This window comes from Pseudomonas sp. M5A4_2d (assembly GCF_053345295.1).
In genome coordinates this window covers 490,339-503,134 of record NZ_JBKEZW010000003.1, presented here as the reverse complement: position 1 = coordinate 503,134, position 12,796 = coordinate 490,339, and the positions used below count along the sequence as shown (strand labels likewise).

The following is a 12,796-nucleotide window of genomic DNA, read 5'->3' as shown; positions in this document are numbered from 1 at the left end:
ATACCGGGTACTGAGATAGCCCGACTATACCTCACCGCTTGTTGAGCACCCGCGCCAGGCGATCGCCACCCAGCTGAATCACGGCCACCAGAATCACCAGCAGCACGATCACCGTCAGCATGATCTGCGTATCAAACCGCTGGTAGCCATAGCGGTAGGCAATATCACCCAGGCCGCCTGCGCCGATTGCGCCAGCCATGGCCGAGGAGTTGATCATCGTCACCAGCGTAATCGTAAATCCGCCGACGATTCCCGGCAGCGCTTCCGGCAACAGCACGTGCCAGATGATGTGCCAGCGTCGGCAGCCCATGGCTTGTGCGGCTTCGATCAAACCGTGGTCGACTTCACGCAAACTGACCTCGGCGATTCGTGCAAAGAATGGCGTGGCGGCGATGGTCAGCGGCACCACGGCCGCCCATACACCATAGGTGGTGCCGACGATCAGCCGGGTAAACGGGATCAGCGCCACCATCAGGATCAAAAACGGAATGGAGCGGAACAGATTGACGAACGCCCCCAGCACGCGGTTCAGCGCGGGTGCCTGGTAGAGCCCGCCCTTATCGCTGGTGACCAGAAACACCGCCAGCGGAATGCCCACCAGCAACGCAATCAGTGACGACACGCCGACCATCAACAAGGTATCGATGGCGCCCTGCAATAAACGATCAAACCACATAGCCCAGCACCTCCACCTGTTGCGCCCAACGCCCGGCGCGATTGCGCAGTTCTTCGGCGTTGTGGGGCGAGCCATTCACCGCCAGCAGCAACTGCCCCAGGGCATGGCCCTGAATTCGTTCGACACCGCCTTGCAGCAAGCGCACGCGCCCGCCGAGGGCGTTGAACAACGCGGCCAGGTCGGGTTCGTCGCTGGCGCTGCCGGTGAACTGCAAGCGCAGCACCAGTGCCGCGTCGGCGGATGTCCGGGTGAGCTGCAAGCGGCTTTGCAGCTCATCCGGCAGCCCGTGTTGCAACGGTGCCAGCAGGGTTTTGCTGACCTCGTGCTGCGGGTTGCCGAACACTTGCCACACCGGGCCTTGCTCCACGATGCGGCCGTGTTCCAGCACCACCACGCGGTCGCAGATTTCGCGAATCACCGCCATTTCATGGGTGATCAACACAATGGTCAGCCCCAGGCGCCGGTTGATTTCACGCAGCAGGCCGAGGATCGATTGCGTGGTTTCCGGGTCGAGCGCCGAGGTGGCTTCGTCGCACAGCAGAATCTGCGGGTCGTGCACCAGCGAGCGGGCGATGCCCACGCGCTGTTTCTGCCCGCCGGAGAGCTGCGCCGGGTAGGCCTTGTGCTTGTCCTTGAGGCCCACCAGTTCCAGCAGCTCACGGACCTTTTGCTCGCGTTGCAGCTTGGGCACACCGGCCACTTTCAGCGGCAACTCGACGTTCTGCCACACGGTCTTGGCCGACATCAGGTTGAAGTGCTGGAAGATCATGCCGATACGCCGACGCAACGCCACCAGACGGTCTTCGTCGTACTCGCCGATGTCCACCTGATCAATCAGCACCCGGCCGCTGCTGGGTTGCTCCAGGCGATTGATGGTGCGGATCAGCGAGGACTTGCCGGCGCCGCTGCGGCCGATGATGCCGAACACTTCACCGCGCTGGATCGCCAGATCGATGCCTTGCAAGGCATGCACGGTGCCGTCATAGGTTTTGCCCAGGTTGATAAAACGCACATGGGCGCGGTTCAAGTCGGGGTGCAGTTCTGTCTGCTCGGCGTCCCTGGGCGGTAAACCCAGGTCGCGCAGTTGCGTGTTGGCGGCGCTCATATTCAGCCTTCCCAGCCGACTTGGTAGAGCTTGCCGAGGGATTTATCCAGGGCTGCGCGCACCACCGGCGAGTGCTGGTAGATGTCGACGAACTTGATCACACGCGGATCGGTTTTGCTCTTGGGCTGGACGACAAACTGGATCACGTATTCCGGGTGGTCGAGGCCGTCGAACAGCAGCGCCGACTCGGCATCGAAGGTCTTGGACAAGCGGATATACGCCGGATAACCCTGCACCAGATCGGCGTCGTCATAGGCGCGCACCAGTTGCACAGCTTCTACCTGCAGGATTTTGATCTTCTTCGGGTTGGCGATGATGTCTTCTTCGGTGGCCTTATAGCCCACACCCGGCTTCAGCGTGATCAAGCCGGCCTTGGCCAGCAGTTGCAGGCCGCGACCACTGTTGATCGGGTCGTTGGCAATCGCCACGCTGGCCCCTTGGGGCAGGTCGTTAAAGCTTTTGTACTTCTTCGAGTACAGCCCGACGTTGTTGATGATGCCTGGCGCATACGGCTCCAGCTTGAAGCCGGCGGCGGCCTTGGCGTTTTCCAGGAACGGAATGTGTTGGAAGTAGTTCACGTCGATATCGCCGGCGGCCAGGCTGACGTTGGGAGCGATCCAGTCGGTGAATTCCACCAGCTCGACTTTCAGGCCTTGCTTGCCGGCTTCTGCCACGGCGGCTTCCAGCGGGATCGCGAACGCGGCGGTGGTGCCGACTTTCAGCGGCGCATCGGCAGCAAACACCGCCGAGCTGAATAAACCGAGGGCCAGGGCCAGTGCTTTGACTGGGTGAGTGAGCAATGTCTTTTTCATGATCGGTTTCCAGTCATAAGATATTCGGTCAAACAATGAGGTTCTAATGTGGGAGCGGGCTTGCTCGCGAAAGCGGTGTGTCAGCAAACGAATCGGGTGACTGATTCACCGCATTCGCGAGCAAGCCCGCTCCCACACTTCTAATTCAGTGTCGGTAGGTGGAACCGGTGTGTTGTTCGGGTAACCGTGCAGTGCCCTGGAAGACTTTTTCGCGCAAGGTGCCGGTCTCGTAAGCGGTCTTGTACGAGCCGCGCCGCTGCAACTCCGGCACCACCAGGTCGATAAAGTCGACATAGCTTTCCGGCGTCACAATGCGCGTCAGGTTGAAGCCATCCAGCCCGGTCTCGCTGATCCAGGATTCCAGCTCATCAGCCACGTGCTCGGGCGAGCCGACCAAGGTGATGTAGCGGCCGCCGAGGGCGTGTTGCTCGAGCAATTTGCGCCGGGTCCAGTCGTTGTTCTGCAGGTTCTTGGTGGCCGACTGAATCGCGTTGCTTTTCACGTACTGGATCGGTTCATCGATCTCGTATTGGGAAAAATCAATCGCCGTCGACGCCGAAAAATGCGCCACGCCGGCTTCAGGGCTGGCGTAGCTCAGGTACTCGGCGTGCTTGGCCCAGGCCAGCTCTTGCGTGGTGCCAACAATCACGTTGAGGCCCATGAACACCTTGATGTCATCCGGGTTGCGTCCGGCTTCGACGGCGCTGGCGCGTACCTTGTCCACCTGGACCTTGGTCGCCGCCTTGTTCTGCCCGCTGATGAACACGCACTCGGCATGTCGCCCGGCGAACAGCAGGCCACGGTCCGAACTGCCGGCCTGGAACAGCACCGGCGTGCGTTGTGGCGACGGCTCGCACAGGTGATAACCCTCCACCTGATAGAACTCGCCATGGTGCTCGACCTTGTGCACCTTGCCCGGCTGCGCGTAGACCCGTTGCTGCGGATCATTGATGACCGCGTCGTCTTCCCAGCTGCCTTCCCAGAGTTTGTACAGCACCTCCAGGTATTCGTCGGCCTGGTCGTAGCGCCGGTCATGCTCGACCTGTTCCGTGAGGCCCATGGCCTTGGCAGCGCTGTCGAGGTAACCGGTGACGATGTTCCAGCCGACCCGGCCACGGCTCAGGTGATCGAGCGTGGACATGCGCCGGGCGAACAGGTACGGCGGCTCGTAGGTGAGGTTGGCGGTGAGGCCGAAGCCGAGGTTTTGGGTCACCGCCGCCATGGCCGAGACCAGCAGCAGCGGGTCGTTGACCGGCAGTTGGATCGACTCCTTGAGCGGCACGTCGATAGAGTTTTGGTAAACGTCGTACACGCCGACGATGTCGGCGATGAACAGGCCGTCGAACAGCCCGCGCTCCAGGGTCTGCGCCAGTTCGGTCCAGTATTCGACGGTTTTATACTGCGTCGAGGTGTCCCGTGGATGCGTCCACAGGCCGTGGTTGATATGCCCGATGCAGTTCATGTTGAAAGCATTGAGCAGGATTTTTTTCTTTGTTTTTACCGGCAGGCTCATCAGATGGTCCCCCGCAGTGGCGGGTTTTCATCGTTGAGGTAGTAATTGCCCACCGCGTGGTACTTCCAGCGCACCGGGTCATGCAGGGTGTGCACGCGGGCGTTGCGCCAGTGGCGGTCGAGGCCGTGTTCGGCCAGGGTCGCCTGGCTGCCGGCCAACTCGAACAGGGTGCTGCCGGCGGCCAGGGAAATTTCCGTGCTCAGGGCGCGCACTTCGGCGACGGCGATGGAGGCCGCCGCGACGTTCTCGGCAGTGCTGTCGGCCTGGGCGCGGTCGAGAACTTCGCCTGAGCGCTCCAGCAAGGCTTCGGTGGCGTGCAGGCGAATGCTCAGGTGGCCGAAGCTCTTCAGGGTGAGCGGGTCTTCGGTGGCCTTGTCGTTGCCGGCGTCGATCCACGGGCGGGTCTTGGTGCGCACAAAGTGCAGCGCATCTTCGAAAGCGGCGCGCGCGATGCCGGTGTCGATGGCGGCGTGAAGAATCTGTGCCAGTGGGCCGACGGTGGTCGGGCGCTCGAAAGCGCTCTGGAACGGGATCACGTCCTGGGCGGCGACCCACACGTTATCGAACACGACGGAGCCGCTGCCGGTGGTGCGCTGGCCGAAGCCACTCCAGTCGTCAATCACCGTCAGGCCTTCGCTGTCGCGGGGCACAAACGCCAGTTGCTGCACGCCGTGCTCATCCACCACCGACGTCGGGATGCGTTGGGCGTAGATTGCGCCGGTGGCGTAGAACTTGCGGCCGCTGATGCGAAAACCGTCGCCGTCGCGGGTGATAGAGGTCACGCGGTCGTGAGCGGTCTTTGTGCCCAGCTCCGCCAGGGCGTTGCCGAAACGCTGGCCGGCGAGCACTTCGGCGTACAGGCGTTGCTGCTGCGCGGGGCTGCCGTTGACGCGCAGCACTTCAAGGGCATAGAAATGGTTTTGCGGGATCTGGCCCAATGAAGCGTCGGCTTGGGCGATCAGCGCAATGACCTTGGCCAGGGTGACATTGGAGACGCCGGCACCGCCGTGTTCCTTCGGCACGCTGATGCCCCACAGGCCGGAGCGGGAGAACACGTCCAGTTCGGGCAAGGGCAGGCGGCGCTCACGGTCGCGCTGGGCGCTGTCGCGGCGGAAGTCTTCCGCAAGGTCGCTGGCGACAATGAGGGCTTGTTCGTCGCTGGTGATAACCGCGACGTTTGTAGAGAAAGTCATAGGTGTTCTCCAGAAGCTCGTGGAAAAGTGTTCTGGTCGGTTAAATCCAGGAGTGACGAGCAGGTAAGGTGCCGTTCAAGCGATAGGCGCCGATGGCGTGATACTTCCAACGCACCGGGTCGTGCAGGGTATGCACGCGGGCGTTGCGCCAGTGGCGGTCGAGGTTGAATTCGGCGAGGGTGGCGCGGCTGCCGGCCAGCTCGAAGAGCTTTTCGCTGACCAGCAGCGACACTTCGGTGGTCAGCACTTTCGCCTCGGCCACGGCAATCGATGCCCTGGCGGCGGATTGCGCGGTGATTGGCGCCGCGCTGACCTCGTCCAGCACCTTGCCGGCCTTGCGCAGCAGTGCTTCGGCGGCGTGCAGTTCGATTTTCAGCTTGCCGATATCGGCAATCACATACAGGTCATCGCTGGCGCGCTCGACCTTGGCGTCGATCCACGGGCGCGAGCGTTCACGCACGAAGGCGATGGTGTCGTCGAGGGCGCCCCGGGCGATGCCGGCGTCGATGGCGGCCTGGATCAGTTGCGAGATGGCGCCCTGAATGTTTGGGCTTTCGCCCAGACGCCAGTTTTCAATCACCAGCTCTGCGTCCACCGACACGCGATCAAGCAGCACCGTGCCGCTGGCCGTGGTGCGTTGGCCAAAGCCCGACCAGTCATCGACGATGCGCAGCCCTTCAGTGCCACGGCGTACAAATGCCATGACCTGTTTGCCGTCATCATTCAACGCCTTTACTGCGACCCAATGGGCGAACAAAGCGCCGGTGGAGTAGAACTTCTGGCCGCTGACCACGTAGCCGTCGCCTTCGGCGGTGAGGCGCGCTTTTAGCTCCAGTGTGTTTTTGGTGCCGCGTTCCGGGCCGCCATTGCCGATGCGCCAACCGTCGAGGACGCTTTGGAACAGCTGCTTTTTCTGGCGTTCGGTGGCAGTGCCCTGCAACAGGTACAGGATGCCGAAATGGTTCTGTGGAATCTGCCCGAGGGCCGGGTCCGCCGCGCTGATGATCGCGAAGACTTCAGCCAGGGTAACGAACGATACCTGCGGGCCGCCGTATTCACGGGGAATGGAAATACTGCCGAGCCCGCTGCGGGTGAACTGCTCGAGCTGCGCCCATGGCAGCTTGCGCTGCTGGTCGCGCTTGGCCGCTTGCAGGCGCGCAGCCTGGGCCAGCTCAAACGCGGCGCTCAACGCCTCGGCGTCGTTGCGCAGCACAGCGGCCGGCAACAGCAATGGGGCTACGTCCAGATCACTCTGGGGGGGTGTTAGAGCCAAGTTAGACATCAGCGCCGCTCCTTGGCTGCACGTAATGCCCTGGCGTTATGCACCGGGGTAATTCTGACCATACCGACCTCGCATTCAATGAAATAAAAACAGAAAAATCAGAGATGTCCGGTGGTCCGGTGCATATACCCTAAGCGTGTTAAATTTTTTAATAAACTAACTTTTAGGAATATGCATAGAAGGGCTGTCACCCAGGCTCGCAGGGAGAACCGGGCTGGCGCGGTTGATAAGTCGACGCGGCCCTGGCCGGGCGGGTCGGCGCCTGTGGCACGCCGGCGGCGATGTTCAAGGTGCGCACCGGTGCCCAGCGCGAATTATTGCCGACGCGATCGAGAATGCAGTACGTCACGTCCAGGCGGCTGTCGTCGCCCGCGTCGACAATCACCACCGAAGGCACCCACACCTGTACCGGCAGGCCGACGCCTTCGGCCTGGATTTGCGGCAGGTCGAGGCGCGCGTCACCCCAGCGCAAGGTAATGGCGTCGCCCGTGGCCATGTTCAGGTAAGGCTCGATGGTCAGCGGGATACCTCGTCGTACCTGGCTGCTGTTGACGCCGTGACGTCGGATGGTTTCGGGCAGGCACACGGGGGCGAGGTTCTGGTTTTCGTCGCCCGAGAGCGCGGACGGCAGGCCACCCGGATAGCAGGTCTTCACCCCCACCTGGGTGATGGCCGAGCGTGCCGGGCCGTGGCCGACGTGCAGGACCTGATAGTGAACCCGTGCCGCGCCATCCTGGATAAAACTTTCCGGGACGCGCAGGCGGGTCGATGTGCCGACCTTGCACGCGGTAATCCGACGCGAGTCGGCGAAGCAGTTGTTCCAGAACAGTTCGATCAGGTCGCCTTCCTCCATGCCGGGGAAGGGCGCGATATCTACCTGCAAGTGGGCGGCGGCGAGGGCGTTGATGCCGTGCCGATTAGCCTGGGGCAGGGTCGGGGCGGCGAGCAGGGTTTGGGTTGCGGTGCGCGTCATACGTAATCTCCTTGATGCAGCCAGCAGCAATCGTTCCGGCACCCGTGGCGCGGTTGTGCGCAGGGTGCCGAAAGGAACGATTCAGTGAATAGCCGGGATAGGATCCAATCCTCTGGGCGCTAGATAAGAGGGTTGGCCAGCGGCCGTCAATGGCGGCAAAGGGCTAAACGGCGGGTTGGCGCAGATTCAGAACAAGCTGACGGGGAGGGGGATTTTAAGCAGGGTGTCGCGGGGACTTTTACTGATTGGAATGAGGATTTTATGTAGGAACACTGTCATGTGGGAACGGGCTTGCCTGCGATGCAGGCACCCTGATTTATCCGTCATACCGCGGTGATGCTGTCGCAGGCAAGCCAGCCCCCACACGGACTGTCAGTGGGCTAAAAATTTGCTCAGGAACTGCTTGGTCCGTTCTTCCTTGGGGTTGGCAAACAATGCCTTGGCTTCGCCCTGTTCCACGATCACGCCTTTGTCGAAGAAGATCACCCGGTTGGCCACATCCCGGGCGAAGCTCATTTCGTGGGTGACAATGACCATGGTGCGGTTTTCTTCGGCGAGGCTGCGGATGGTCGCCAGCACTTCGCCGACCAGCTCCGGGTCGAGGGCCGAGGTGGGTTCGTCAAACAGAATCACCTCCGGCTCCATGGCCAATGCACGGGCAATCGCTACGCGCTGTTGCTGGCCACCGGACAAGCGGCGCGGGTACGCATCTTCCTTGCCCGCCAGGCCGACCCTGGCCAGCAGCTTGCGGCCCAATGCGATCGCCGCTTCGCGCGGCATCTTCTTGACCACGATCGGGCCTTCGATGACGTTTTCCAGCGCGGTGCGGTGGGGGAACAGGTTGAAGTTCTGGAACACAAAACCCACGTGCTGGCGCAAACGCCGCACCAGGCCTTGTTGCTGGTTAAGCGGTTTGCTGCTGTCGATCTCGATGTCACCCACCTTGATGCGACCACTGGTGGGTTCTTCGAGGAAATTCAGGCAGCGCAGGAAGGTGGTTTTACCGGAACCGCTGGGGCCAATGATGGCGACGACTTCGCCTTCCTTGACCTCAAGGTCGATCCCGTTGAGCACCACCTGACCCTTGAATTGTTTGGTCAGTTTTTCAACCACGATCATGCTTCAAGACTCCAGGTCATGCCGGTTGACCCGGTCTTCCAGGCGATTTTGAAAATGCGCCAGGATGCTTGCCAGGATCCAGTAGATCAGGGCGGCGGAGAGGTACATGGTGAAGATTTCGAAGGTGCGCGCAGACACCAACTGAGCCTGGCGGAACAGCTCGGGCACCTGGATGGTGGCGGCCAGCGCCGTGTCCTTGACCAGCGAAATAAAGCTGTTGCCCAGCGGCGGCAACGCCGTGCGCATGGCCTGCGGCAGGATGGCCCGGCGCAGTGTCTGCGCGCGGGTCATGCCGATACTGGCAGCCGCTTCCCACTGGCCGCGCTCGATGGAGCTGATCGCGGCGCGCAGGATTTCACAGGCGTAGGCGGCCATGTTCAGCGAAAAGCCGATCATGGCGGCCGGGATCGGATCCAGCTCGATGCCCACTTGCGGTAAGCCGTAGTAGATCAGGAACAGCTGCACCAGCAAGGGCGTGCCGCGAAAGAACGACACGTAGACACGGGCAGTCCAGCTCAATAGCTTGAAGCGCGACAAGCGCATCAAGGCCAGGCCGAAGCCCAGCAGCAAGCCGAAAAACATTCCGCCGAGGCTAAGAATCACCGTGTAATACGCGCCCTTGAGCAGAAAGGGCGCGGAGTCCAGCGCGAGTTGGAAACCTGCTTCCATTATTGAGTGACGTCAGCGTTGAAGTATTTCTCGGACAGCTTCTTCAAGGTGCCGTCGGCGCGCAGCTTGTCGAGAGCCTTGTTCACGGCGTCGAGCAGTTCAGGCTCGCCTTTGCGCAGGGCAATACCGGCTTCCTGACGGGAGAAGGCATCGCCAGCAGCGGCAGTGTCCGGGGCTTTTTTGGCGTATTCCAGGGCTGCCAGGCGGTCAATCAGGATGGCGTCGATGCGGCCGATGCGCAGGTCCTGGAACTTGGTTGGGTCATCGTTGTAAGTCTTGATGATGGCTTTGGGTTGGTTGTCCTTGAGCCATTGCTCGTAGTTGGTGCCCAGGCCTACACCGACTTTCTTGCCGGCCAGGTCGTCGGCGGTTTTGATGGTGTCGACGTTTTTCTTCAGCACCAGCGCCTGGATACCGGAAACGGTGTAGGGCTTGGAGAAGTCATACTTTTTCTTGCGCTCTTCGGAGATGGTCACCTGGTTGACCACGGCGTCCAGGCGCTTGGATTCCAGGGCGGCGAGGATGCCGTCCCACGGCGTGGCTTGCAGCTTGACCTTGACGCCCAGCTCCTTGGCCAGCGCTTCGGACAGCTCGACTTCGAAACCGCTGAGCTTGCCGCTTTCATCGACAAAGCTGAAAGGCGGGTAGGTGCCTTCCAGGCCGATCTTGATCTCGCCCGCCTTCTTGATGGTGTCCAGTTGCTCGCCGGCAACTGCCTGGCCCAACCAACCGGCCCCAAGCGTCAGGCCCAATGTGCCAACCAGCAATGTGCGACGCAATACAGAAATAGTCATGAAGAGCCTCTGTGTTTTTATGTTGAGCGAAGCAGGTGACGCGGTAGTCGTATCCTGCCTTAAAGCGCGAAGCGCGTCTTCGCCTTCGGCGCGACTATAAAGCGAGTTTTTAAGACTTGAAAATAATATAAATATAATTTGTTATTCTTTTTTGGAATATCACACTGATCTAATGTGGGAGCGGGCTTGCTCGCGAATACAGTGTGTCAGTCACCGGAAGAGTTGGCTGATCGTGCGCTTTCGCGAGCAAGCCCGCTCCCACATTTTTACCTGTGTTTGTTCCATTAAAAGGCCGCGCCATAGGCAAACAACGCCGGCGCCCCACCGGTATGCAGGAAAATAATCGGACCGTCCTCAAACCGCTGGCGCCCGATACCATCGAGCAAGCCGGCCATGGCCTTGCCCGTGTAGACCGGGTCCAGCAGCAGGCCTTCCTGGCTGGCCAATAGCTTGACCGCGGCCAGGGTGCCGGCGTTCGGTTCGCCGTAGCGCGGGCCGAAATATTCGTCCCACAGAATGACTTTGAATGCTTCGGGGATTTCCATGCCGAGCAACTCGGCGGTGCGTTCGGCCAGGCCTTGTACTTTCGGGCGCTGGGCTTCATCGGTGCGTGACACGGTGACGCCGATGACCGGCAAATTCGGCAGCACTTCACTCAATGCCAGCGCCAGGCCGCTGTGGGTACCCGCGCTGCCCGAGGCCAGCACCACGGCGGAGAATTTAATCCCGCTGTCTTCGATCTGTCCGGCCAGCTCCAGCCCGGCGCGCACATAACCCAAGGCACCCAGGGCATTGGAGCCGCCGATCGGCACCAGGTACGGCTTCTTGCCGTTGCTGCGCAGGCGGTCGGCGAGGGCGTTGAGCTGGTCGTCGACGTTGTCGAGGTTCTCGACCAATTCGACGTTGGCGTCGAACAGTTCCAGCAGCAGGCGGTTGCCGTTGCCCAGGTAATTGGGGTCTTCGGTGCCGGTGGGGTTTTCCAGCAGTGCAACGCAACCCAGGCCGAGCTTGGCGGCCAGCGCGGCGGTTTGGCGTACATGGTTGGACTGAATGGCACCGGCGGTCACCAGTGTGTCGGCACCCTGCGCGAGGGCATCGGCCGCCAGGTATTCAAGTTTGCGCAGCTTGTTGCCGCCCATGGCCAGCGGCGTGGTGTCATCGCGTTTGACGTAGATATCCCTGCCCAGCCAGGCCGACAGCCGCTCGAGTTTTTCCAGGGCAGTGGCGCCGCCCAGCAGTTCCAGGCGGTTAAAACGGTCGAGCTGTTGTTTGATCATGGCTACGCACAGTGGCTAAGTGATGGGGCGACTATAGGCAGGCACTTTTCAACGGGCAACCCGTCAATCGCTTATGTCGGTTAGTTCTTAGTATCACACCATTGGTTCTTAAGGGCGGCCAGGGTCCATACCGTAAAGTGATGGCCATATCGTCAGGAGTGAATACCGTGAGTGAGCGTTCCAGTCATTGGCAATTGCAGACCATCGTCGGCCAGCTGCGCAGCGCCCGGGACCAGTGGCGCACGCGCAATGGCCGCTTGAGTGGCGAGCATGGCGGCCGCGAGTTGCCGTCCCGCGAGGCGGTGGCGCAGATTCTCGAAGCGCTGTGCGGTGCGTTGTTTCCAATGCGCCTGGGGCCGGTGGACCTGCGTGAAGAAAGTGAAGATTTTTACGTCGGCCATACCCTCGACGTCGCCTTGAATGCCTTGCTCGGCCAGGCGCGCCTGGAGCTGCGTTATGCCGCCCGCCAAGGCGGCCAAGACGATGGCGAAGTCGACGCACTGGCCATCCGCCTGATCCAGGATTTCGCCCTGGCCTTGCCATCCCTGCGCAGCCTGTTGGACACCGACGTGCTGGCCGCCTATCACGGCGACCCGGCCGCGCGCAGTGTGGATGAAGTGCTGCTGTGCTATCCGGGGATTCTGGCGGTGATTCACCATCGCCTGGCGCACCATTTGTATCGCGCCGGGTTGCCGTTGTTGGCGCGGATCAGCGCGGAGATTGCTCACTCGGCGACCGGCATCGACATTCACCCGGGCGCGCAGATTGGCCCGAGTTTCTTTATCGACCACGGCACAGGCGTGGTGATTGGCGAAACCGCGATCATCGGCGAGCGCGTGCGTATCTACCAGGCCGTGACGTTGGGCGCCAAGCGCTTCCCGGCGGATGAGGATGGGCAATTGCAGAAGGGCCTTCCACGCCATCCGATTGTTGAGGACGATGTGGTGATCTATGCCGGGGCGACGATCCTGGGGCGCATCACCATCGGCAAGGGCTCGACGATTGGCGGCAATGTGTGGCTGACCCGCAGCGTGCCGGCGGGGGCGAACATTACGCAGGCGAATCTGCAGCATGAGGATGGGGCGCAGAAGTAGCGACTGAGCCAGAGTTTGTCACTGAACCCCTGTGGGAGCTGGCTTGCCTGCGATGGCGGTATGTCTGACCACCGCTATTGCAGGCAAGCCAGCTCCCACAGTGGACTGCATTCCAGCTTTGGGTAGATTTTCACTCAATGATCGCTGAACGTTTTGCCATCACCAGCCGTCATACCAATCCTTGAGCTAGTGTAGGAACTATCTACCGCTCAGCCTTGCGATTAGTCCAAAACCGCCTATCCATGTTTAACTTGAATGTTCGTTCAAGTTAAACCCGGTGGTTCGCTGC

Annotated in this window: 12 protein-coding genes; 1 reads left to right on the top strand and 11 read right to left on the bottom strand. The window is 61.3% G+C overall.

Translation table 11 applies throughout. The features are described from left to right. Window positions 1-31 precede the first annotated feature (31 nt). The 11 genes from ACLBW8_RS12770 to ACLBW8_RS12720 form a co-directional block, all read right to left on the bottom strand. Complete coding sequence (locus tag ACLBW8_RS12770; RefSeq protein WP_447805496.1) at window positions 32-676, bottom strand: methionine ABC transporter permease; 645 nt, start codon at window positions 674-676, stop codon at window positions 32-34. Further along, the gene (locus ACLBW8_RS12765) at window positions 666-1,781 is read right to left on the bottom strand and encodes a methionine ABC transporter ATP-binding protein (RefSeq protein ID WP_221293644.1); all 1,116 of its coding nucleotides are present in this window, start codon (window positions 1,779-1,781) and stop codon (window positions 666-668) included. The genes ACLBW8_RS12770 and ACLBW8_RS12765 overlap by 11 nt, the downstream gene beginning before the upstream one ends. 2 nt (window positions 1,782-1,783) lie before the next feature. After that, the gene (locus tag ACLBW8_RS12760) at window positions 1,784-2,593 is read right to left on the bottom strand and encodes a MetQ/NlpA family ABC transporter substrate-binding protein (protein WP_064450174.1); all 810 of its coding nucleotides are present in this window, start codon (window positions 2,591-2,593) and stop codon (window positions 1,784-1,786) included. A 145-nt stretch (window positions 2,594-2,738) separates the two neighbouring features. Further along, complete coding sequence (locus ACLBW8_RS12755; protein WP_447805495.1) at window positions 2,739-4,106, bottom strand: LLM class flavin-dependent oxidoreductase; 1,368 nt, start codon at window positions 4,104-4,106, stop codon at window positions 2,739-2,741. Further along, entirely contained in the window at window positions 4,106-5,299 is a 1,194-nt protein-coding gene (locus ACLBW8_RS12750; RefSeq protein ID WP_447805494.1) for an SfnB family sulfur acquisition oxidoreductase, read from the bottom strand. The genes ACLBW8_RS12755 and ACLBW8_RS12750 overlap by 1 nt, the downstream gene beginning before the upstream one ends. Window positions 5,300-5,339: 40 nt before the next feature. Beyond that, window positions 5,340-6,581 (bottom strand): SfnB family sulfur acquisition oxidoreductase, encoded by a 1,242-nt coding sequence (locus tag ACLBW8_RS12745; RefSeq protein ID WP_407015958.1) that lies wholly within the window; start codon window positions 6,579-6,581, stop codon window positions 5,340-5,342. A gap of 187 nt (window positions 6,582-6,768) precedes the next feature. Further along, window positions 6,769-7,554, bottom strand: coding sequence for a hypothetical protein (locus tag ACLBW8_RS12740; RefSeq protein ID WP_447805493.1), 786 nt, complete (start codon window positions 7,552-7,554; stop codon window positions 6,769-6,771). Between the two features lie 372 nt (window positions 7,555-7,926). Further along, the gene (gene tcyN, locus ACLBW8_RS12735; RefSeq protein ID WP_128589413.1) at window positions 7,927-8,673 is read right to left on the bottom strand and encodes an L-cystine ABC transporter ATP-binding protein TcyN; all 747 of its coding nucleotides are present in this window, start codon (window positions 8,671-8,673) and stop codon (window positions 7,927-7,929) included. A 3-nt stretch (window positions 8,674-8,676) separates the two neighbouring features. Further along, the gene (gene tcyL / locus ACLBW8_RS12730) at window positions 8,677-9,342 is read right to left on the bottom strand and encodes a cystine ABC transporter permease (protein WP_017135731.1); all 666 of its coding nucleotides are present in this window, start codon (window positions 9,340-9,342) and stop codon (window positions 8,677-8,679) included. Continuing rightward, window positions 9,342-10,136 (bottom strand): cystine ABC transporter substrate-binding protein, encoded by a 795-nt coding sequence (tcyJ, locus tag ACLBW8_RS12725; protein ID WP_064450180.1) that lies wholly within the window; start codon window positions 10,134-10,136, stop codon window positions 9,342-9,344. Before tcyJ ends, tcyL begins: the two co-directional genes overlap by 1 nt. A gap of 284 nt (window positions 10,137-10,420) precedes the next feature. Further along, on the bottom strand, window positions 10,421-11,413 hold the full coding sequence (locus ACLBW8_RS12720) for a D-cysteine desulfhydrase (protein ID WP_447805492.1): 993 nt from the start codon (window positions 11,411-11,413) through the stop codon (window positions 10,421-10,423). Window positions 11,414-11,580: 167 nt separating this feature from the next. Between ACLBW8_RS12720 and epsC the strand changes: the two genes are divergently transcribed. Beyond that, window positions 11,581-12,507, top strand: a complete 927-nt coding sequence (gene epsC, locus ACLBW8_RS12715; RefSeq protein WP_447805491.1) for a serine O-acetyltransferase EpsC — start codon at window positions 11,581-11,583, stop codon at window positions 12,505-12,507. Window positions 12,508-12,796 lie beyond the last annotated feature (289 nt).